This is a genomic window from Vibrio sp. 10N.247.310.24 (genome assembly GCF_041467175.1).
GTDB classification, from domain to species: domain Bacteria; phylum Pseudomonadota; class Gammaproteobacteria; order Enterobacterales; family Vibrionaceae; genus Vibrio; species Vibrio tasmaniensis_A.
Genome location: NZ_JBFSUD010000005.1, coordinates 40328 through 64162 on the forward strand (window position 1 = coordinate 40328; position 23835 = coordinate 64162).

General features: G+C 46.0%; 15 protein-coding genes and 1 riboswitch. Of the genes, 7 read left to right on the top strand and 8 right to left on the bottom strand.

Annotated features, from left to right (window positions below; genetic code table 11):
* Positions 1–29: 29 nt before the first annotated feature.
* Both AB6E08_RS02745 and mltF read right to left on the bottom strand, forming a co-directional pair.
* Complete coding sequence (locus tag AB6E08_RS02745; protein WP_010438952.1) at positions 30–164, bottom strand: hypothetical protein; 135 nt, start codon at positions 162–164, stop codon at positions 30–32.
* Between the two features lie 292 nt (positions 165–456).
* Positions 457–2025 carry a membrane-bound lytic murein transglycosylase MltF gene (mltF, locus tag AB6E08_RS02750; protein ID WP_032499857.1) on the bottom strand — a complete coding sequence of 523 codons (1569 nt, stop codon included), beginning with the start codon at positions 2023–2025 and terminating at the stop codon, positions 457–459.
* A 329-nt stretch (positions 2026–2354) separates the two neighbouring features.
* On the opposite strand from mltF, the gene purL reads away from it, so the two are divergent.
* Positions 2355–6269, top strand: a complete 3915-nt coding sequence (gene purL / locus AB6E08_RS02755) for a phosphoribosylformylglycinamidine synthase (protein WP_372066133.1) — start codon at positions 2355–2357, stop codon at positions 6267–6269.
* Between the two features lie 246 nt (positions 6270–6515).
* Positions 6516–7049: a DUF3332 domain-containing protein gene (locus tag AB6E08_RS02760; RefSeq protein ID WP_017098033.1), complete on the top strand. Its 534-nt coding sequence runs from the start codon at positions 6516–6518 to the stop codon at positions 7047–7049.
* A 98-nt stretch (positions 7050–7147) separates the two neighbouring features.
* Here AB6E08_RS02760 and dapD read toward each other — a convergent pair whose 3' ends face one another.
* The 6 genes from dapD to AB6E08_RS02790 form a co-directional block, all read right to left on the bottom strand.
* Entirely contained in the window at positions 7148–8179 is a 1032-nt protein-coding gene (gene dapD / locus AB6E08_RS02765) for a 2,3,4,5-tetrahydropyridine-2,6-dicarboxylate N-succinyltransferase (RefSeq protein WP_009848346.1), read from the bottom strand.
* Between the two features lie 264 nt (positions 8180–8443).
* Positions 8444–9085 (bottom strand): MarC family protein, encoded by a 642-nt coding sequence (locus AB6E08_RS02770; protein ID WP_009848347.1) that lies wholly within the window; start codon positions 9083–9085, stop codon positions 8444–8446.
* A gap of 229 nt (positions 9086–9314) precedes the next feature.
* Positions 9315–10304: a GGGtGRT protein gene (locus AB6E08_RS02775; RefSeq protein WP_372031145.1), complete on the bottom strand. Its 990-nt coding sequence runs from the start codon at positions 10302–10304 to the stop codon at positions 9315–9317.
* Positions 10305–10327: 23 nt separating this feature from the next.
* Entirely contained in the window at positions 10328–11020 is a 693-nt protein-coding gene (locus AB6E08_RS02780) for an iron-sulfur cluster assembly scaffold protein (RefSeq protein ID WP_017103937.1), read from the bottom strand.
* A gap of 194 nt (positions 11021–11214) precedes the next feature.
* Positions 11215–11298: riboswitch (Fluoride riboswitch) on the bottom strand.
* 154 nt (positions 11299–11452) lie between these two features.
* Entirely contained in the window at positions 11453–11746 is a 294-nt protein-coding gene (locus AB6E08_RS02785; RefSeq protein ID WP_004735185.1) for a YebG family protein, read from the bottom strand.
* 89 nt (positions 11747–11835) lie between these two features.
* Positions 11836–12732, bottom strand: coding sequence for a LysR family transcriptional regulator (locus AB6E08_RS02790; RefSeq protein ID WP_004735186.1), 897 nt, complete (start codon positions 12730–12732; stop codon positions 11836–11838).
* 161 nt (positions 12733–12893) lie between these two features.
* Between AB6E08_RS02790 and AB6E08_RS02795 the strand changes: the two genes are divergently transcribed.
* The 5 genes from AB6E08_RS02795 (at position 12894) to recD (ending at position 23789) form a co-directional block, all read left to right on the top strand.
* Positions 12894–13889 carry a TDT family transporter gene (locus AB6E08_RS02795; RefSeq protein ID WP_198592265.1) on the top strand — a complete coding sequence of 332 codons (996 nt, stop codon included), beginning with the start codon at positions 12894–12896 and terminating at the stop codon, positions 13887–13889.
* 127 nt (positions 13890–14016) lie between these two features.
* Positions 14017–17493, top strand: coding sequence for an exodeoxyribonuclease V subunit gamma (recC, locus tag AB6E08_RS02800; protein WP_372066126.1), 3477 nt, complete (start codon positions 14017–14019; stop codon positions 17491–17493).
* Between the two features lie 6 nt (positions 17494–17499).
* Complete coding sequence (locus AB6E08_RS02805) at positions 17500–17646, top strand: hypothetical protein (RefSeq protein WP_372066203.1); 147 nt, start codon at positions 17500–17502, stop codon at positions 17644–17646.
* Between the two features lie 240 nt (positions 17647–17886).
* Positions 17887–21561 (top strand): exodeoxyribonuclease V subunit beta, encoded by a 3675-nt coding sequence (gene recB / locus AB6E08_RS02810; RefSeq protein WP_372066123.1) that lies wholly within the window; start codon positions 17887–17889, stop codon positions 21559–21561.
* Positions 21558–23789 carry an exodeoxyribonuclease V subunit alpha gene (gene recD, locus AB6E08_RS02815; protein ID WP_372066200.1) on the top strand — a complete coding sequence of 744 codons (2232 nt, stop codon included), beginning with the start codon at positions 21558–21560 and terminating at the stop codon, positions 23787–23789. The genes recB and recD overlap by 4 nt, the downstream gene beginning before the upstream one ends.
* The last annotated feature ends 46 nt before the right edge of the window (positions 23790–23835 follow it).

Consider the following 23835-nt stretch of genomic DNA (forward strand, 5'->3'; position numbering starts at 1 on the left):
TGCCAAGCAAACTTAGTTGGTCATTACTTTTACTCAGCAATCATCTGCATGAAAGCACGGTTGCGCCAAATGATCTTCTTCTTATTATTTGAAAGCATACGCTTACGACGGTTGGCAGCAACGGTCTTATCAAGGCGTTTCGATTTCAGTTTGTTCTTCATCATTTCAACGATTTCCTATTTGTCGTCTGGCTTTGTAAGTATGACTTCAGTTTTAATTATAGTGGTTATTTGCTTATAAGCTTTGCCACGAACTTAGCGTTGGCTTTCTGAACCACTATCGTGATGGCTAAGAGCTGAATGCAACAGAGCATTATGTCGCTTATGGTGTGACGTTATAAAGTTCGATTGTTACTGCAATATGACACTCTGGATATCGCAGGCGTTTTGTTTGTTTTGGTCATTTATCGTGATGCAATAAAAAAGAGCAATGCTAAATGGCATTGCTCTTTTTCTTTTATTTGGAAGACTCAGCGTCGTTCACTGCGGATTCAGTTTCACTGATTGTTGATTCAGCATCTGATACCTCTAGAGGTGGGATAACTACCAAACCTTCAAGGCTCGCTTCTTCCTCTTTATTACGCTTATTTACATGGCCAATAATGCTCTGATAATAACGGCGAATGTTCTCAACGTAATTCCTTGCTTCATCACCACGCGCATACCCGTAACGAGTTTTGCTGTAGTACTTCTTCTGTCTTAGCAGAGGAAGCCTGTCTTTCACATCACCCCAAGCATCAGGATCACCGCCTTGTGCTTTGGTTAAGCGACGAGCATCCATCATGTGCCCGTAACCTACGTTATATGAGGCAAGCGCAAACCAGATCTTTTCATGCTGAGTGATTGAGTCGGGCACTCGATTCACGATACGACGTAAATATTCAACACCGCCTTGTACCGACTGTTTCGGGTCGAGACGATTGGTTACACCAACGCTCTTCGCAGTAGGCAGTGTCAGCATCATCATGCCTCGAACACCGGTTGGAGAGCGTGCAACAGGATTCCAGTGTGACTCTTGGTATGCTAAAGCGGCAATCAAGCGCCAGTCAAATTCTTGAGAATATTTCTGAAATAGTGGCGACCATTTTGGCAGCTTGCTATCCAATGCACGGATAAATGCACGAGTATCAACGTAATCAAAAGTGCCGATATGGCCGATGTATTTTTCTTCCAGTGAAGCCAGTTCACCAGACTGTTTTAGATTACCAAAGAACTCAATCAGTAATGCATAAAGGCTTTCATCTTCAGATTTCTGTAAATACCAAGAGATAGGTTGATCTTCTGTCAGTTCAAAAGCTAAGGCTACGTCTGGGTATAAACGTTGTGCGAGTGACAGCTCAATCGAGTCCGCAACAGTAAACAAGCGTTCACCAGTCGACACTTCTTTTAGCAGGTCATTGATGTCAGCATTACCTATTGCATCGTAGATAAAGTCATCGTGCTTGTTCTGGATCTGTTTTAGCGTTGGCTCAAAATGTGAGTCCTTCACTACCACCAAAGATGGCGTCAATGTTTCGGTAGATGCCGTTTCTTCTGATTCAGTTTGTGCTTTTACGAAATCAGCTTGACGCTTATTCTCGAACTTGATCAGTTGTTGAAGGTTTCTTGGGCGCCACTGTCCTTTTTTATACACCACTTGCTGGCTTACATAGTAATAGGCGGGCGCAGCGCGATAAGCGCGTGTCAGGTTATTGTTTTGCGTTAACCCTGTCGCGATAAGATCGATCTCGCCTTTCTTTAAGGCTGGAAAGAGGCCGGATAAACGGTAAGCGGGTTTAATCTCAAGCTGTACACCAAGCTCCTGCGCAAATTCACGAGCTAACTCGTAATCCAAACCAGCAGGGCCATCGGGACCAATGTAATAAGAGAGTTGGTTATTTAGGGTGCCGACGCGAAGAACGCCTCGCTCTCGTATCTGCTCAAGGACACTTTTAGGTTCTGACTCAATCTGGCATCCAGCCAACCCAACTAGGGCAATGGCAAGCAGAAGGAACTTAGACGAAAAGATGAGCGTAAATTTAGGCATCAAAATGAAATCTCGAAAAGTGGAAGCCCCTTTATACCAAACCCCGCAAGGCTGGCAAAGCAGGTTTATTTAAACAGTTGTAAAAGTGCTGATAAATGCAGCAAAAGTACCATTTACGCATAAAGATAAAAAAAATCACGCAAACGGTTGCTTTTGGTGTTACGTCACAAAAAGAAATGCTTTATAATGCGCTCGCATTGAAGAGGTGGAATCGGCATAGGTTTGGCAACCTTCGGGAATAGCTTCGAAGAAAACAGTTAGGTTGTTCCTATAACCCACTGAATTTATTCCAATACTACCTTAATCAACTGCATAAGAGACCTAAGCACATGAGAATTTTGCGTGGCTCCCCAGCTCTATCTGAGTTTCGTGTTAACAAGCTTTTAGAGCTTTGTCGTGAATTAAGCTTACCTGTAACAGGTATTTACGCTGAGTTTGCCCACTTTGCTGATCTAACGGCAGACCTAGATGAGTCTGAAGTTGAGAAGCTAGAAAAGCTACTGACTTACGGTCCAACGATTGAAGAGCATGAACCTGAAGGTTTACTGCTGCTTGCAACGCCACGCCCGGGCACTATCTCGCCTTGGTCTTCAAAATCAACAGATATCGCACACAACTGTGGACTGGCTAAAGTGTCACGTCTAGAGCGCGGTACTGCTTTCTACATTGAAACCTCTGCTGAACTTTCTGAGCTTCAACTTGTTGAGCTGAAAGCAATCCTGCACGACCGTATGATGGAAGTGGTTTTCACTGACTTCGAATCAGCGGCGGCACTATTTACCGTGGCTGAGCCTGCTCCTTATGCGGAAGTTGACCTATTAACTGGCGGACGTAAAGCGCTTGAAAAAGCAAACGTTACCCTAGGTCTTGCACTTGCAGAAGATGAGATCGATTACCTTCTTGAAAGCTTCACCGAGAAGTTAGGTCGTAACCCGACTGACATCGAACTAATGATGTTTGCACAAGCGAACTCAGAGCACTGTCGTCACAAGATCTTTAACGCTGATTGGACTATCGATGGCGTTAAGCAAGAAAAATCATTGTTCAAGATGATTAAGAACACCTTTGAAACGACACCAGAGCACGTTCTGTCTGCTTATAAAGATAACGCAGCGGTAATGACAGGTTCTGAAGTGGGTCGTTTCTTCCCAGATCCAGAAACTCGCCAGTACAACTACCACCAAGAAAAAACACACATCTTGATGAAAGTTGAAACGCACAACCACCCAACGGCAATCTCTCCATGGCCGGGCGCATCAACAGGTTCAGGCGGTGAAATCCGCGATGAAGGCGCGACAGGTATTGGTGGTAAGCCAAAAGCAGGTCTGGTTGCTTTCTCTGTATCTAACCTGAAAATTCCGAACTTCGTTCAACCTTGGGAAACTGACTTTGGTAAGCCGAGCCGTATCGTTACTGCTTTGGATATCATGCTTGAAGGTCCTCTTGGTGGCGCAGCATTCAACAACGAATTTGGTCGTCCAAACCTATTAGGTTACTTCCGTACTTACGAAGAGAAAGTAAACTCTCACGCAGGTGAAGAAGTACGTGGTTACCACAAGCCAATCATGCTGGCTGGTGGTCTAGGTAACATTCGTGATGATCATGTTCAGAAGAAAGAGATCCCAGTAGGTGCAAGCCTAATCGTTCTTGGCGGTCCTGCAATGAACATCGGCCTTGGTGGCGGTGCTGCATCTTCAATGGATTCTGGTTCTTCTTCTGAAGACTTAGATTTTGCTTCTGTACAACGTGAAAACCCAGAGATGGAGCGTCGTTGTCAGGAAGTTATCGACCGTTGTTGGCAGCTTGGTGATGCGAACCCAATCGCATTTATCCACGATGTGGGCGCGGGCGGTATCTCGAATGCACTTCCTGAGCTAGTAGACGACGGCGAGCGTGGCGGTATCTTTAACCTACGTGACGTGCCAAACGATGAGCCGGGCATGAGCCCACTTGAGATCTGGTGTAACGAATCTCAAGAGCGTTATGTAATGGCGGTTGCTGATAAAGACATGGCAACGTTCGACGCGATTTGTAAACGTGAACGTGCACCTTACGCCGTGGTTGGTAAAGCAACGGAAGAGCGTGATCTTAAATTAGAAGATTCACACTTCGACAACACGCCAATCGATATGCCTATGGACATCCTATTAGGTAAAACGCCTAAGATGCACCGTGACGCGAAAACGCTAAAAGCGAACAACCCAGCGATTGACCGTTCTGGTATCGAACTAAACGAAGCGGTTGACCGTATTCTTCGCCTACCAACAGTGGCTGAGAAAACATTCCTTATCACTATCGGTGACCGCTCGGTAACAGGCCTTGTAGCTCGTGACCAAATGGTTGGTCCATGGCAGGTTCCAGTTGCTAACTGCGCAGTAACTGCAGCAAGTTACGACTCTTACCACGGTGAGGCTATGTCTCTTGGTGAGCGTACGCCAGTAGCACTTCTAGACTTTGGCGCGTCAGCTCGTCTAGCGGTTGGTGAAGCAATCACTAACATCGCAGCGACCAACATCGGCGATATCAAACACATTAAATTGTCAGCTAACTGGATGTCTCCAGCAGGTCACCCTGGTGAAGATGCAGGTCTTTACGAAGCGGTTAAAGCCGTGGGTGAAGAGCTATGTCCGGCACTGGGTCTTACTATCCCTGTGGGTAAAGACTCAATGTCGATGAAGACTAAGTGGGAAGAGAACGGCGAGCAGAAAGAAGTAACGTCTCCGCTATCTCTTGTTATCACTGCATTTGCACGTGTTGAAGATGTTCGTAAGACAATTACGCCTCAGCTTCGCACTGACAAAGGTGATACTTCACTAGTTCTTATCGACCTAGGTAACGGCAAAAACCGTATGGGTGCTACAGCACTAGCGCAAGTTTACAAGCAGCTTGGTGACAAGCCAGCAGACGTAGACAATGCAGCACAACTAAAAGGTTTCTACGAAGGCGTTCAAGCACTTGTAGCGAACGACCAAGTTGTCGCTTACCACGATAAAGGCGATGGCGGTCTATTCGTAACGCTAGCTGAAATGGCGTTCGCAGGTCACTGTGGTGTTAACGCTGATATTGCAGCGCTTTTATCTGCATCAGAGAACAGCGAAGATACGCTAGCAGCACTATTCAACGAAGAGCTAGGTGCGGTAATTCAAGTTCGTAACGACGACCTAGACGCAGTTCTTTCTACTCTTGTAGCCAATGGCCTAGAAGCGTGTTCACACGTAATTGGTTCTGTTGAAGCATCTGATGAGCTAGTGATTAAGTCTGGCGAGTCTGTAGTGATTGAGCGTAACCGTACTGAACTACGTACTCTTTGGGCTGAAACTACGCACAAGATGCAAGGTCTACGTGATAACCCAATCTGTGCAGACCAAGAGCACGAAGCGAAGAAAGACAACTCAGACCCAGGTCTGAACGTGAAACTAAGCTTCGACGTAAATGAAGACATTGCTGCTCCTTACATCAACACGGGCGCTAAGCCTAAAATGGCGATTCTACGTGAGCAGGGTGTTAACTCTCACGTTGAAATGGCAGCCGCATTTGACCGTGCAGGCTTCGAAGCAACTGATATTCACATGAGCGACATCCTAACGGGTCAAGCGGTACTAGAAGAATACAACGGCCTTGTTGCTTGTGGTGGTTTCTCTTACGGTGATGTACTGGGCGCTGGTGAAGGTTGGGCTAAGTCGGTTCTGTTTAACGACTCTACGCGTGACCAGTTTGAAAACTTCTTCAAGCGTGAAGATACCTTCTCTCTAGGTGTGTGTAACGGTTGTCAGATGCTGTCTAACCTGCGCGAGCTAATCCCTGGTGCTGAGTACTGGCCACGTTTCGTTCGCAACGAATCTGAGCGTTTTGAAGCACGTTTCAGCCTCGTTGAAGTTCAGAAGTCAGATTCTGTGTTCTTCAACGGTATGGAAGGCTCTCGTATGCCAATCGCTGTTTCTCATGGTGAAGGCCGCGTAGAAGTGCGTGATAACGACCACCTAAACGCGATTGAAAACTCAGGTACAGTTGCCCTACGTTACGTTGACAACAACGGTAACCAAACGCAGCAATACCCGAACAACCCGAACGGTTCGCCAAACGCTATCACTGGTTTAACAACGACGGATGGCCGTGTGACTATCATGATGCCTCACCCAGAGCGTGTATTCCGTACGGTTGCTAACTCTTGGTCTCCAGAAGGTTGGGGCGAGAATGGCGCTTGGATGCGTATGTTCCAAAACGCACGTAAGAATGTGGGTTAATCTGGTTCACAAAACCGAATAGTTTTAAAAACTAATAAAAGCGCAGACCGAAAGGTCTGCGCTTTTTTATTGGCAATTCTTTAGGAACCAGAGCGAAACAATTAACGTTTGCAGTTTGCTGTTCTAAAAAACTCCACTACGCTAAATGTTATGGAATCAATTTGTTAGGCCATGAATTTCTGTACGTGAACAGGAAGACTGCTCTATGCAAAAACCGAATCAATCATTGTGGCATAAGAGGGATCTATGAAAACAACAATCACAAAAGCAGTTGCAGTGGCAGCGATTGTCATGTCGTTAGCTGGGTGTGTCGGTAGTAATGCCGTTACTGGGAAATTAATGAAGTTCAACGTTGAGGTTGTAGATAACCGTTACGCTCGTGCTGGGGTCAACTTCTTGCTTGCTCCCGTTTACGCTTTAACATTCGCAGCCGATTACATCGTGTTTAACTCGATCGAATTCTGGGCGGGGAAAAATCCACTCACAGGCGCGCCTCATATCTTCGATAGTAAAGTCGATACCATGATTGATGTGAACGACAGCCTAGACGATTCACTAAAAGAAGCCCCACTTGGCTTTAATAATCGTCAGATCGAATGGGGTGAGATGCAGCAAATTGATGAGAATACCATTCGTATGGATATTACTTACAATGATGGTCAAAAAGCGGTGCTGTTAGGCGTACGCGATGGTGATAAGGTCAGTTACTACATGGATGGAACTCTGGTATCAGAGACTTCTATCCAGGCTCTTGAGCAGTTAGCAGCCGAGAAAGTGTAACGCTTTCAGTTTTATATAGATAAAAGAAAAGCCGCTGGATTTAACCCCAGCGGCTTTGTGTTTTTTAGTATCTAGTAATTTAGCATCTAAAGCTTAGATTAGTTGTTGCTGTGTAGCTCGCTGTTCAGTTCAACAGCAGACTTATTCGCTAGACATTCAATTTGGCCAGTAATCGAGTTACGACGGAACAGAAGGTCAGAAACGCCAGCAAGGTCACGAGCTTTAATGATTTCTACTTCGTTGCCTTCTTTATCTAACATGCGAACCTTAGTACCCGCAGTCACGTAAAGACCAGACTCAACCGTACAACGATCGCCCATTGGGAAGCCAAGACCCGCATTTGCGCCTAGTAGGCAGTTTTCGCCGATAGAGATAACCATAGTACCGCCACCCGACAGAGTACCCATGATAGAAGCGCCGCCGCCGATGTCTGAACCGTTACCCACAACAACACCCGCAGAGATACGACCTTCAACCATGCTTACGCCAGTAGTACCCGCATTGAAGTTGATGAAACCTTCGTGCATTACTGTTGTGCCTTCGCCTACGTGTGCGCCAAGACGAACACGAGAAGTGTCAGCAATACGAATACCTGTTGGTACCACGTAATCTACCATTTTAGGGAACTTGTCTACGCAATCTACAGACAGAGCGCGACCCGCTAGGCGAGCTTCGATTTGACGCTCAGCCAGCTCAGGAAGATCGATAGGGCCTTCGTTAGTCCATGCGATGTTGTGCAGTAGACCGAAGATACCGTCTAGTACCGTACCGTGTGGTTGAACTAGGCGGTTAGAGATCAGTTGCAGCTTAAGGAAGCCTTCAGCAACTGATGCTGGCTTCTCGTCAGTCGCAAGAACAACAAGAACAAGAGGTTGCTCAGATGCTGCTGCTTTTTCTGCGAAAGATGCGTTTGCTGCATCGTCGTTTGCTGCGAATGCTTTCGCTAGTTCTGCGCTTTGTGCAGCAGAGATTTCGATAGCTTGGTTGCCTTCAGTGTAACCTGCAACTTCACCAACAGCCGCAACAAGAGCGTCGCTTGGGTTTAGAAGTGGGTTAGGGAAGAACGCTTCAATGATTTTATTGTCGCGGTTTTTGGTTGCCGTACCGAAGGCTAGTGAAAAGTAAGCCATGTTGAATCTCCATGTGTTGAGTCTTGATTTTGCTATTTCATAACAGCGGCTCGAATAACAAGTGCTGCCGTTAGCAAAGTTAATTTAATTGCGTTCATCATAAAGAGAGCGCCCTCGTTATGAAAGGGCGCATCGGGATAAAGTCTGTAAAATGATATTGCTTGTCTTTCTGGAGATAGTTTTCTTCAATGAGAAAATGATGCAATTCAACAAAATTTGATATCAAAGTTAGATAACCAACGTTCTTTAAATGAACAACACTCTTTAGATAAATAGCGCTTTATAAGCCTGCTCAATCCCTTCAATCAACATCTGCATACCGATAACGGCGAGTATTAAACCCATCATTCGGGTTATCACGTTCAATGCACTTGGTCCGACAGCTTTAACAAATCGCTCGCCGAATACAAATAAGACATAGGTTAGGGTACATAGTAGGCCGAAAGCGACGATGGTTATGATGGTTTCATAGACCCCCTCGGTACTGGCAAAGTTCATCGCAGTGGCAATGGTGCCGGGGCCAGCGAGAATTGGCATTGCAAGTGGTGAGACGGCGATACTTAGAGCTGCGTCTTTCTGGGCGTCTGAGTTCACTTTCTCTTTTGCTTTGGCGTGTGTTGAATCGCCTTGCAGCATGTGGAAGCCAATCAAAAAGACCAAAATGCCGCCTGTGATTCGAAGTGCGTAAAGTGTGATACCAAATAGGTCAAAGATCAGTTTGCCAGAGAGTGCAAAAGTACTGACGATGATGAATGCGATAAACACTGAACGGAAAGCGATAGATTTAACGGTTTCCCTGTCATTGTCACCGGTTAATCCAAGAAAAATTGGCGTATTAGCTATTGGGTTCATGATGGCAAAAAAGCCCATGAACACGGTAATGGTATGAATGATGAGCTCTTTCATATTATTCCTTTGAAAAGATGCAGTTAAATACAAATAGTTTGTGTATTTAATCTTAGATACAAATAATTATTAGAAATAGATAGTAGAGCAAGTGTGAATAAAAAACAGCCAGCATAAGGCTGGCTGTTTGGTTTTAGTGATAGGTGTAGAGTTTTGGTCGTCTGTTATTGCTTGTTTCTCAGTTAACTGACTCTATTCTATGGATAGATCGTGGCGCTCAACGTTGTCGTTATGCGTTTTGAGATTCGCTTACTGCTACAGCCAATGCAACCGTCGCACCGACCATTGGATTGTTACCCATACCGATGAAGCCCATCATTGCAACGTGAGCCGGAACAGAAGAGCTACCTGCGAACTGAGCATCAGCGTGCATTCTACCCATAGTATCTGTCATGCCGTAAGACGCAGGGCCTGCTGCCACGTTATCTGGGTGCAATGTTCTACCTGTACCGCCGCCTGAAGCAACTGAGAAGTAAGGCAAACCTTGGCGAGTACGTTCTGCTTTGTAGATACCTGCTACAGGGTGTTGGAAGCGCGTTGGGTTCGTTGAGTTACCCGTAATACTTACATCCACTTCTTCTCGGTGCATGATTGCCACACCTTCACGTACATCATCAGCGCCGTAACACAAGATCTCTCCGCGAGGGCCTTGTGAGAAGCGGCGACGTTCGGTTTCAAGAAGCTCACCTGTTTGGTAATCATATTGAGTGCGAACATAGGTAAAACCATTGATGCGAGAAATTAAGTAAGCTGCATCTTTACCTAGACCATTGAGTATTACCTTCAATGGGTTGTGACGTGATTTGTTGACGTTGAGTGCGATTTTAATCGCACCTTCTGCAGCAGCAAAAGATTCATGGCCCGCAAGGAAAGCAAAGCAGTGACTCTCTTCATTGAGAAGACGTGCAGCCAATGCACCGTGGCCAATACCGACCTGGCGTTGCTCAGCAACACTGCCGGGTTTGGTGAATGCTTGAAGGCCTTCACCAATGATATTCGCTGCTTGTTCTGCGCTGGTGGCTTTGCGAAATAGCGCCAGTGCTGAACCAAGGATATAAGCATCGGCAGCGCTTTCAAAAGCGATAGGCTGGGTGTCCATCACCAAGGCTTTTGGATCAACGTTGTGGGCTTTGCAGTATTGGTTCGCTTGCTCTAAAGAGTCGAAGTTCATTTCTGCCAATACGCGAGTTACCGATTCATTAAATTGAGTGTTCATCATATCTTTCCTCTAAATTGGCAAAATTAGTGTTGGCGTGGGTTAATGGTGGTTACAGCTTCATCGAAGCGACCGTAGGTTCCCATAGCAAGGTCTGCTGCTTCATTGGCTGACACGCCTTGGTTAATCGCCTTCATCATTTTGCCGAGGTTGAGATATTCGTAGCCAATCACTTCGCTATGGTCATCAAGTGCAAGCTTGGTCACGTAGCCTTCTGCAAGCTCTAGGTAACGAACGCCTTTCGCTGAAGTTGAATAGCTGGTGCCTACTTGGCTACGTTGTGTTTGACCTAAGTCTTCCAATGCTGCGCCAATTTCTAGGCCGCCTTCAGAGAATGCGGATTGAGTTCGACCGTAAACGAATTGCAGAAAGATTTCACGCATGGCTACGTTAATAGCGTCACACACCAAGTCAGTATTCAGAGCTTCAAGAATGGTTCTTCCTGTGAGGATTTCGGCTGCCATCGCGGCTGATTGAGTCATGCCTGAACAACCAATCGTTTCGATTAGCGCTTCTTCGATGATGCCGTTTTTTACGTTCAGCGTTAGTTTTGCTGCACCTTGTTGTGGTGCACAAGTGCCGACGCCATGGCTTAAACCAGAAATAGCGATGACATCTTTTGGGCTAACCATGGCGCCTTCAACTGGAATTGGAGCTGAAGTGTGAAGATCACCCCTTTGAATAGGGCACATTGATTGAATTTCTGAAGAGTAGTGCATAATGTTTTCTCACTGATAGAGCCATTTAAGACCTAGGGCGTTGAGAAAACAGGACGTGTTGGAAGAGGTGTGGCTAATTCACTACAGATCTTGAGTATCGATCATCCAAAGGTGTCATGAAGCTCGGTCTTAATAGACTAAGTCCATTCCAAAATGGAGGAGTAGCGATACATCCAACAGTATTACCTGTTTTCGATTCTGTAGGAGTCATTAGCACGGTTCAAAAGAACGGGCGGTTGAAGCAAAAGCTTAGGTGGAACCCCATCACCTGATGGCTATAGATTAGATCTTAATCACACTTTTGTGCAAGCGAATGTTTAGAGCGATTTCGACTATAAACAGAGTTCATTATATTTCGATAAGTATAAAAAAACGCCAATAACGAGCTCTGATTAGAGACATTATTGACGTTTTTTAGAAAACTTCAGCTAATTAAGCGGCATCTTCTTCTGCGTCTTCAACTGCTTCAAGCTTCTTTTCTTTTTTCGGAGCTGGTTTACGCTTAGCACCTAATGCGTAAAGAACTTCTTCTTTGTTCTTCGCTAGGTACATAGCAAGCTCTTCTTGTTTGCCTTCATCTTCAACTAAATCGCTTTTGCTTAATAGTTCAAAAAGCTCATCAGCCATATCCAGCATTTTGTCGTATGCGTCAGCTTCGGCTTTAGAGGTAAAAGTCATTTTCTCTTCTCCGTTGCGTTCGACCACGTACTTGACGATAACAGCCATGGTTAATCCTCTAAGTTTGATAAAATTTTACTGGCTTTTTATACAGTTTCTGATGTTAAAAGTCCAGTTGGAGCCCTAACAATGCGGCCTCAATCTTGATGTGTAGCCCAGTCTTCACAATAACTCATGAAAGATTTCAGCAGCGGGCTCTGGTATTTGTCTTTGTGTACCAGCATCCAGAAACGTCGTTTCATGTCGAGTGGGACATCGAGTGCTTTCACTCGGCCTGAGTCAATTGCTCGTTGCGCCGCCAGTCGTGATAAACACGCGAATCCAAGATTGGCAGAAACTGAATTGATGATCGCCTCGGTGGTGTTGAGTTCAAAGGATTCATACCAGTGTTCGATACGCGGTGCGACGGCACGAAGGAAAAACTCGCGAGTCCCTGAGCCTGATTCACGTAGAATCCAGTGACTATCTTCTAAATCGCTTAAAGTCACTTTTTCTTTTGAAACGAGAGGATGTTGATTACTAACAATAATACACATTTCATCGCTGCTAAACTGACTCGAAATGAGTTCAGGGTGTAATGTTTTTCCTTCAATTAGCGCGATATCAAGTTCATAATCCACCAACTTTTGGCAGATCAGCGCACTGTTTGAAATGAACAAGCTTTGATCCTGATGTTGAGTTCGTTCACGAAAGCCAGATAGAATAAACGGTGCGACCTGATTACCAATTGTGTCACTCGCACCGACCTTTAGATTGCCACTTAAAGGCTGGTCGTCACGGAACAAAACATCAATACCAGCAGCACGATGTAATATCTCATCCGCCAAAGGAAGAAGCTTTTGTCCTTCTTGATTGAGAATTAATCGGTTATTAACCCGGTCAAATAGAGAGTGACCGAGTTGTTTCTCCATTTCGCCTAGCGCCATGCTGACAGCGGCCTTAGACAGAAATAGCGCTTCTGATGCGGCGGTAAGCGTCGAATGCTGGGTAATAGTGACGAACACTTTGAGTTGTTTGATTGAAATATTAGCCATCAGGTTCCTAGTTTTGCGCTGCTGGTGGAAAGATGTCATTCAGTATTAATGAACGCTTGTTATATATAATTGGATATTGTTTAACGAAGCGCAAGCGTATTATGGCTTCAACAAGCTGATGAGTTCACAAGTTTAGTGAATTAAGTTTAAGAGAGGCTGACATGATTCAACGTATTAAATATAGATTAACAGGAGCTCCAACACCCATGGCTGGGTTAGCACTCGCAATTGCAAGTTTAGGCTGGTGTTGGGATGGTGTTTTAGTCGCACAAGGTATTTTGCACACACCGGGTTTAGTGCAGTGGGTCAGTGCTGGTATTGCGGCTGTATTGCTTCTTGTTTTAGCTGTGAAATTTTTGATTCATGGCCACTTATTACGTGAAGACCTTGCTCACCCTGTTGTCGGTAGTGTGGTACCCACATTTGCGATGGGGTGCATGGTGGTGTCTGCTTCGTTGGCTCCAATCTCTCAATTCTTACAAGAAGCGGTGTGGCTCGCTTCGGTAGCTTTGCATGTCGTGTTCTTGGTGAGTTTCTTGTACCACAGAGCTAAAAACTTTGAGATTCACCACATGGTGCCAAGCTGGTTTGTGCCACCAATCGGTATTATCGTGGCAGACGTTTCTTTTTCAGGTAACCCGATCTTAGAACCCGTTGCTCACGCGACTTTAGTCTTTGGCTTATTGGTTTATGCGGTAATGTTACCTCTCATGATTTACCGTTTGATCTTCTCTCATGAAGTGCCTGACGCAGCAAAACCAACCATTGCGATTATGGCGGCACCAGCAAGTCTATCTTTAGCGGGTTATCTAACGGTGACGGCAAATCCTTCGCCAGTGATCATTGGGTTACTATTTGGTATCGCGGTGTTGATGACCTTTATTATCTATATCGCGTTTTTCAAACTACTTCGTCTGCCATTCAGCCCGGGCTATGCGGCGTTTACATTCCCAATTGTGATTGGTGCAACGGCGCTATTCAAATTGGCGGCTTGGATGCAAACTGTTGGTGTGGAAGCTCACTATGTGGATCAAGTGTTCAACCTAGCGTATCTAGAATTGATTGTGGCAACGTTTGTAGTGGGTTATGTGGCGGTTCGTTATTACATGAATTACAAACCTCACCGTGTTCTAAGTGCGGTAGGCAGTAGATTGTAAGAAGCAATAGTTCAAAAGATAAACGGACCTTAAGTTTTCAGTATTTCATAAGCTTATATTCCTAATCCAAACACGGCACTTATGCTAATCTGGCTTTATATTGTGGCAAGATTAGCGTGAGTGCACTTTGTTTACTGTTTACCATTCCAATAAAGTCGATACTTTAAAAATCCTTCTCGTTCACTTAATTAAAAGTGACCCTTTGGCCAATCCTTTCGAAAAAGAGCAGATCTTGGTTCAGAGCCCAGGTATGTCTCAATGGCTTAAGATGGAACTCGCCAAAGAGTTTGGTGTAGCAGCAAATATAGACTTTCCTCTTCCAGCAACCTTCATTTGGGATATGTTTACCCAAGTGCTTCCTGATGTTCCTAAACGCAGTGCTTTTAACAAAGAAGCGATGACGTGGAAGTTGATGAGTTTGCTACCCGCTAAGCTTGGCCACCCTGATTTCTTACCTCTGCAACGCTATCTTGAAAATGACGAAGATGATTCTAAGTTGTACCAATTGGCAGAGAAAATTGCCGATATCTTCGATGGCTATTTGGTGTATCGGCCTGAATGGATGGCGATGTGGGAAGCAGGAGAGCCCGTTGCTGAATTGGTCGATGATGAAGGGCAGCAAGAGCACCCTTGGCAACCGATCTTGTGGCAAGCACTCTATGAGCAAACTCTGTCTCAAGGCCAATCAAAATACCACCGTGGCAATTTGTACCACGACTTCATTGAAGCGCTAGCCAAGCAACAAGGTCAACTGCAACATCTGCCTAAACGCTTATTTGTGTTTGGTATTTCTTCGCTGCCTCCTCGTTACATGGATGCGTTGAAAGCACTTGGCGAGCAGATTGATGTGCACTTGATGTTTACCAACCCTTGCCAACATTACTGGGGCGATATTCGCGACCGTAAATATTTGGCAAGAGTTGAAGCCCAGCGTCGCAAGCAGTTTGCGTTGGTTGATGGTTTACCTCAACTAGAAGGCGAAGTATCACCATTGAAAGATGGCATTGAAGCCAACGTTGAAGACGAACTGCATACCAGCCAAGCCGTGGGTAATAGTTTACTTGCGTCTATGGGAAAGCTGGGCAGAGATAACCTGTTCTTGCTATCTCAATCAGACAGCGAAGAGCATGAGTTCTTTATTGATGTTGAGAGGGATAACCTGCTGCATCAATTGCAAGCTGATATTCTTCAGTTAGAAGAGCATCAAGACGACCACATCTTAGATTCCAGCAACCATAAACAGGTGGTTGAGCTTGGCGATCGCTCTCTGACCGTACATGCGTGTCACAGCCCAATGCGTGAGGTTGAAGTCCTTCATGATCAGTTGTTGGCGATGTTTGATGCCAACCCGACTCTGAAACCACGCGATATCATCGTTATGGTGTCTGACATTAATGCTTATAGTCCAGCGATTCAGGCGGTATTTGGTAATGCTCCGGGTGAGCGTTATATCCCTTACTCGATTTCTGATAGAACCGCAGACCAAGAAAGCCCAATTCTGACCGCTTTCATGCAGTTAGTCGCGCTACCGAACACGCGTTGTTTAGCCTCTGAGTTGTTAGAGCTATTAGAAATTCCTGCGATGATGGCGCGCTTTGGTATTGATGAGTTTCAATTCGAGCAAGCCAAGCAATGGGTTGAAGAAGCGGGTATCCGTTGGGGTGTTGATGCTTCAACGGCGACAGAATTTGATCTACCTGCGACCGAGCAAAACACTTGGCTATTCGGCATTCAGCGCATGTTATTAGGATATGCGATGTCGGACTCTGCAGGTTTATTTGAAACTGAACACTCTCCAATTGCCGCTTATAACGAAGTTCAAGGCATTAACGCCGAACTTGCAGGTAAGTTAGCTCACTTTATCGATCGTATCGCTCATTACCGCCAACTACTAACTGAAACCCAATCAATCGATATGTGGCGTGAAACCTTGCTGCAAATGATTGATGACTTCTTTGCGGTTGAACTAGAAGGCGAGGTGGTACTTAAGTCGATTCGTGATGCACTTTCACAACTGAACGAACAGCTTGATGATGCCTTGTACGAGCAAGAGTTGTCGCCAAGCATTATCTATCAGTATTTGAATAATAAACTATCGGGTGCGCGTATTAGCCAGCGTTTCTTAGCGGGCCAAGTTAACTTTTGTACCTTGATGCCGATGCGTTCTATTCCGTTCAAAACCGTCTGTTTGTTAGGCATGAATGATGGTGTTTACCCTCGCTCAATGCCGCCAGAAGGTTTTGATTTGATGAACGGGCGCACTCGTCCGGGTGACCGTTCTCGTCGTGATGATGACCGCTACCTATTCTTAGAGGCGATGTTGTCGGCGCAAGAATGCTTGTACATCAGCTATGTCGGCCGTTCGATTCAAGATAATACTGAGCGAGTGCCGTCGGTATTGGTTTCAGAGTTGATTGAATACTGCCAACAGAACTACTGTTTGAGTGACGACCAAGCCTTACCAAGTGATGATTCAGGCATCAAGCTGGCTCGAGCGATCAGCTTTGAACACACCATGACACCGTTCAGCCCTGCTGCGTTTACTCAAGGTGATGCGAGCCATGTGCTGAGTTACGCCAAAGAGTGGCTTCCAGCGGCTAACCGTTCCGGTGAACGCAGTGGTGAATTCAATCGTGCATTGGATGACTATTTGTTGGGTGCGACGTACCCGTTAGAACTCGATTTGGTTGAGTTACAGCGTTTTTGGCGTTTGCCAGTGCAGTACTTCTTTAATCGCCGCCTAAAAGTGGTATTTGAGCCGCCACTTCCTGTGATGGAAGACGATGAGCCATTTGTACTTAATGGTTTAGAGAGTTTCCAACTTAAGGATGCTTTGCTGCAAGTGCTGCTAGACCACCCTGAAGGCGCAGACGAAGCAGTGCGACTGTTTGTCTCTGAGCAAAAAGCACAGGGCCGATTACCGGTTGGCGCCTTTGGTGATATCGAGTTTGAAACCAACCGTGTTCAAGCGGAAGACTTAGCTAAAGAGATTCGATTTGTGAGCGGATCACCGCAACAAGATCTCGAAGTGAATATCGAATTTGATGTGTTAGGCGAAGGTAAGCCTGTTCGCTTGATGGGTTGGTTAACTCAAAACTATCAATCAGGTCTAGTTCGTTTCCGTAGCGGCAAAATACGCTCTCAAGATTATTTGGCAGCGTGGGTTGATCATCTATGTTGTGCAGTGATGGGACACGGAAAGACGACCCATATTATTGGCTACGACAGAAAAGAGGGCGTGGTTCATCAAACGCTACAACCTATCGGCGATGCGCAGCAGGCGAAGAGTTTGCTGGCTGAGTTAGTACGACTGTTTTATCAAGGCATGACAGCACCGCTACCTTACTTCCCGAAAACGGCCTTAGCTGGTGTTGAAGCGGGCTTTAGCCGTGGTAAATGGGTCGATGACGAAGAAAAGTCGCTTAAGAAAATGGCCGATACCTTTAATGACAGCTTCGCCTTTACGGGCGAGGGCAGAGATACTTACATCTCACGAATTTGGCCAAAGTGGGATGATGAGTTGGCTGCTGAGTCACGGATGTATTCAACGCTTGTGTTACAGGCGGCAAGGTTGGCTGCTGCCGATCTGGAAGCTCAGGAGTAGGTGGCTGTGATCGACAAGATCAATAGCGGGTGCGCTGGATTAATGAAAGACGAAAGAGAGTGGCTGGTCAGCATTTGGGATGCTTACTTTCTAGGTGAAGGGAAGCAAGGTACAGGAAATAAAGTGGCCGCCAGTAAATCATTATTAGTGTAGGGCGTTCGCTGTACGGCCACAGGTCAGAGGGACCATTATTCTGTGGTTCAAAGTAACGCATGAGTATAAAACTCGAATCGCGCTCCTGAACTCGTGGGCGCATAGTAGCGAGGCGATCTGAATTGATCCGTGAGAGAGATCGCACTAACTATTAACAAATCAGCGTAGGACGTAAATTGAATGACGTTTTCCACGCTAGGTCACATTTGTAACAACACATTTATCAGAAGGCAGTAAGGCATGACGACCACAAGCAGTGTTCAGGTAATCACTCCACAGACACTCGATACCATGACGTTTCCACTTCATGGCGCGCGTTTAATTGAAGCATCAGCGGGTACGGGTAAAACATTTACCATCGCTGGCTTGTACTTGCGCCTACTGCTCGGGCACGGCACGGCCGCTCAACAAGGTGAGCTGACTGAAGCCACTCGACACCAAGAGGAATTGACCGTAGACCAAATTCTGGTGGTGACCTTTACTGAAGCGGCAACGGCAGAGCTACGAGATCGTATCCGAGCTCGAATCCATGATGCACGTATCGCGTTTGCACGTGGGCAAAGTGACGACCCAGTGATTGCTCCTTTGTTACAAGCCATCGATGATCATGCTGGCGCAGCTAAAACTCTGCTTAACGCTGAAAGACAAATGGATGAAGCAGCGGTCTACACCATTCACGGTTTCTGTCAGCGAATGTTGACTCAAAATGCCTTCGAGTCTGGAAGCCGCTTTGATAATGAATTTGTGACCGATGAAAGTCACCTGAAAGCGCAAGTGGTCGCCGACTATTGGCGTAAGCAGTTTTACCCGCTGCCAATTCAACTGGCGGGTGAAGTACGAAATATTTGGGGCTCTCCCGCTTCGTTATTGGCTGACGTAAATCGCTACCTGACGGGTTCTCCACTAAAGCTAACTGTGGAAGCAATGTCGGGTGACTTGCAAACTCTGCACAATCAAAACCTAGATAAAGTGAAGCAACTTAAGGCGTTGTGGTGTGAATCTGAAGCGGACTTTTTGGCTTTGATTTCAGGTTCAGATGTGAACAAGCGCAGCTACACTAAGAAGTCTTTGCCTACTTGGTTAGAAGCGGTAACAGCATGGGCGCAGAGCGACACCAATGATTACCAGTTCCCAGATAAATTGGAGAAGTTCTCTCAAGCTACTCTGATTGAAAAAACACCGAAAGACACGGCACCTCAGCACGCCGTTTTCGAAGCGATTGAGAACTTCTTAAATTCTCCAGCAGACCTGAAAGCCCCCTTGCAGGCACATGCGATTACTCATTGTCGAACCATGTTAGCCAAAGCTAAACAGCAGAAGCAGTGGTTATCGTTTGATGATTTGCTGACTCAGTTATCCGCGTCCATTGATGTGGATGAGCAATCACTGCTGGTGGAGAGAATCCGCACCTTATACCCAGTGGCGATGATCGATGAATTCCAAGATACCGATCCGCTGCAATACAGTATCTTTAGCCGAATCTACCTAGATAACCCGCAATGCGGCCTGTTTATGATCGGTGACCCGAAGCAGGCTATCTATGGCTTCCGTGGCGCGGATATCTTTACCTATATCAAGGCGAGAAACCAAGTTAGTGCTCACTACACTTTAGGGACTAACTGGCGTTCGAGTGCTGATATGGTCAGTGCAGTAAACCAAGTGTTTATGAATTCGGACAGTCCGTTTATCTACGACCAAGACATTCCATTTTTTCCCGTCGCAGCCAGCCCATCGGCCGACAAACGCCAATGGGTGATGAACGGAGAAACCCAGCATGCACTGACCTTTTGGCTACAAGAAGCGGAAGACAAGCCCTTACCGAAAGGCGAATATCACAAAGCCATGGCTGAGGCGACGGCGAGTCAAATTCAAACCATTTTGACCGCTTCTCAAAACGAGCAAGCTTATTTTTATAACGGTAAAAAACAACATGCCGTGAATGCAGGTGACATTGCTGTCTTGGTTCGAACTGGTAGTGAAGGTCGCCTAATTAAAAATGCGTTGTCGGAACAAGGCATTGCGAGCGTGTATTTGTCTAACCGAGATAGCGTGTTCACCAGCTTGGTCGCACAAGACATTCAACGCCTACTGCAAGCGGTGCTGACGCCTGAAAATGACCGTGCATTGCGTGCGAGTTTAGCGTCAGAGTTGTTTGCTTTGGATGCCGCATCATTGGATGAACTCAACAACGATGAAGTGGTTTGGGAAAATGTCGTTAACGAATTCCGAGAATATCGTAAGTTGTGGCTGCAACGTGGCGTATTACCAATGCTTCGCAGCGTGATCAGTAAACGACATCTCGCGGAACGCTTACTGGAAGACGAAAATGGTGAGCGCTCACTCACTGATTTGATGCACATTGGCGAACTGTTGCAACAAGCTAGGCAGGAGCTCGACAGCGACTATGGTTTGTTACGTTGGCTAGCAGAAGCGATATCAGATGCGCAAAATGGTTTAGGTGGCAGTGAAGATGACATTCAACGCCTTGAATCAGAGAGAAACTTAGTTCAAATCGTCACTATTCATAAATCGAAAGGTTTGGAATATGACCTAGTATTCCTGCCGTTCGTGGCGAGTTATCGTGAAGCGAGTGAAGGTAAGTTCTACGACCATGAATCAGATACCACAGTGCTTGATATTACGGGTAGCGACAGTGCCTTAGCGCAAGCCGACAAAGAGCGATTGGCGGAAGACTTACGTTTGATTTACGTGGCGCTTACTCGTGCCGTTTACGGTTGTTTCATTGGTATGGCTCCTTTACGTAAAGGGCGTTCAACCAAAGAGCCGACCGGCGTTCACTTAAGTGCCATGGGCTACTTGGTTCAAAATGGACAAGAGCAAGGCATCGCTGAGTTACATCAAGCTCTGTCAGCGATTGAGGGTAAGAATTCAAGCGTATTGCTGTCTGAAACGCCTACCGCTCACGAACAAGTTTTTGTGCAAACAGAGCAAGTGAGTGACGACTTACAGGCTAGTGAACTTAAAGCTTCAATAGACCGAGCTTGGCGAATCACCAGTTACTCGGGGCTTGTAAAACAAGGCAGTCACGGCGCAAGTCATGATGCCACGATAGAGGTGTCTGGCTTCGATATTGATTCAGCCGATGAGCAAGATGAGTCGGAATTGATTGAACCTGAACGTTCTATATTCACGTTCCCTCGTGGCGCTCGCCCTGGTACTTTCTTGCACACCTTGTTTGAGGATGTTGAATTTACTGAGCCAGCAACCAGCGAACATAACACGCAAGTAATTACTCACTTATTAGAGTCAGAGCAATACGAATTAGAGTGGTTACCAGTGCTTCAACAACTGGTCGATACCGTTCTTAATACCGCATTGGATGGCAAAAATCTAAAGCTGAGTGAGAAAGACTCGACGCAACGCTTAGTTGAGATGGAGTTCTTACTGCCGATCGAAGTGTTGGCCGCATCTGAGCTGAATCAAACCATTCAATATCACGATCCGTTATCGGCTAAAGCGGGCGACCTAGGTTTCCAAACCGTGCAAGGCATGCTGAAAGGCTTCATCGATTTAGTGTTTGAGCATCAGGGTAAATATTATGTACTCGACTGGAAATCGAATCATCTAGGTGATGACGTTGCCGTCTACCATGGTGAAGCACTGAAATCGGCGATGGCTGACCACCGCTACGATCTGCAATATCAAATCTATGCGTTGGCATTGCACCGCTTCTTACGCAGCCGCGTTGCGGATTACAGCTATGATCAGCACTTTGGTGGGGTCTATTACTTGTTTTTAAGAGGAATGGACGGCCAATCTCAACAAGGTATTTTCTCTGCTAAACCTACATTGGCTTTGCTCGATGAAATGGATCAATTGATTGACGGTAAAGTGATAGACAGACGTTCAGCACAATTGAATGACAATGAAACTGGACAGATGGGGCTTCTATAATGACAACGACCACTAATACCAGTACAGAGACAGTGAACTCAGTTAAGCCAGTTTCACTTATCCCTGAGCAACTCATGGATGTATTAAAGTTCCTCGCTGATAAGGGCTCAATTCGTCAGCTGGATTATCAGTTTGCCCGTTTTATTGCTCAGCAAGCGACGAGTCATTCTCAAGAGATCGGCTTTCTCGCTGGGGTGGTGAGCGATGAATTAGGCAAGGGGCATATTTGTACTCAGCTTATACAGCAGCATAAGGCAGCCCCTGAACTAACGACAGATCTAGCCCAGTTGCTTGGTTTGTACGGTGAAACGGCACTGCAATTGAACCAAAAACTGTTGGGTATTGATTGGGTGACTGTTCTGCAATCATCTAACCTAGTTGGAACAACCAATGACTGCGTTAAGCCGCTGATGTTTGATGGACAGCGTGTCTACTTACAACGCTATTGGAATTATGAAGTTGTGTTGGCTGAAACTCTAAACCGGTTAAGTAAGCCAGTAGAGTTCAATAGTGAGCAGAAGAAGGCACTGACTGAAACGCTCAATCAACTATTCGCACGCAGTTACCATTTTCTGTTTAATGCCTTAGCCTTAGCCAAAGCTGAAGCAAACCAACAAACCTCTCAGGTGTTGCGTCAGCAGTTAGTGTGTGATCATCTAGATATCGTCGATGAGCAACCTTTGAATTGGGGCGCAATTGACCAAGCGATCGTACAAGCTAAGCAAGTGACAGACCTAGATGTTCTAGACGGCTTGGTACCGTTATCAGCATGTTTGAACTGGCAAAAAGTGGCGGCAGCGGTGGCGTTAAGTCGTCGCTTCGCGGTGATTTCTGGTGGGCCGGGTACTGGTAAAACGACCACGGTAACTAAGTTGCTTTCGGCTATGGTTGAGCAATCACTCAGCCAAGGTAAAACACCGACGATTAAGCTGGTGGCTCCGACAGGTAAAGCGGCGGCGCGTTTAACTGAGTCGATTGGTAAAGCGATTGAACAACTGCCATTAGCACCTGAAGTAAAAGCCAACATACCAACGGAATCAAGCACCTTGCATAGACTGCTCGGCGCTATTCCTAATCGAGCTGAGTTTAGACACAACCGACGTAATCCACTTCACCTTGATATCTTGGTGGTGGATGAAGCATCGATGGTTGACTTATCCATGATGTATAAGCTGGTGGATGCACTCCCTGAACACGCAAGGCTGATTCTGCTTGGGGATAAAGATCAGCTCGCTTCAGTAGAGGCAGGTGCTGTGTTGGGTGATATCTGCTCGTTTAACTCAACAGGCTACAGCACCCCCCAAGGTAACTTGATTGCAGAAATGACTGGTTTTGATGCGTTCGCTAATGCACAACAAGCAAAAGCTGGGGGTATTAATCCGCCGGCGATTGGAGATAGTTTGTGTATGCTGCAGAAAAGCTATCGTTTCGATGCACGTTCAGGTATCGGGCAGTTGGCAAAAGCGATCAACAACGGCTCTGCGAATCAAGTAGACCAAGTGTTTACCAAAGGTTTTGGCGATATCGAAAACCATCCCTTGTCGAGTGACAGCTATAACTTGATGCTACGTACTTTAGTTAATGAGTATGGTGCGTATCTGAACCGAATGAATGTGCCATTGGAAGAGCTAGAAACTCAAGAAGCGAGAGCGAAATCGGTTCTCGATTTGTTCAGCCAGTGTCGGTTGCTGTGTTCCATTCGCGAAGGTGACTTTGGTGTTAAAGGCCTCAACCACAGAATCGAAAGGGCACTTGCCGCAAGACGCTTGGTGAATCCGCACAACGATGAATTGTGGTATCACGGGCGACCAGTCATGGTAACGCGCAATGATCATGGCTTAGGTTTATACAATGGTGATATTGGTATCTGTATGCTTGAGGCTGATGTAAGTAGCTCTTCTTCAATTGATGATAACTCAGCCCCTCGATTAAAGGTGTACTTTGAATTGCCCGATGGCAGTGTAAAAGCTGTACTACCAAGTCGAGTGCCTGATCATGAAACCGCGTATGCAATGACGATACACAAATCTCAAGGCAGTGAATTTGATCTGACCTTAATGATCTTACCGCCAGACTTCAGCCCTATTTTAACGCGAGAACTTATCTATACGGGTATTACACGTGCTAAGAAACGACTGATGATGTTCAGTGATACCAATGTATTGAAGCGTGGTATTAAGGTAAAAACAGAGCGAGTGAGTGGTTTAGGAAGTCGATTAACTAACTGACGATCATTGGTTTTAGTGGAGGTGTTGCTGGAAGTAAAACAACGAA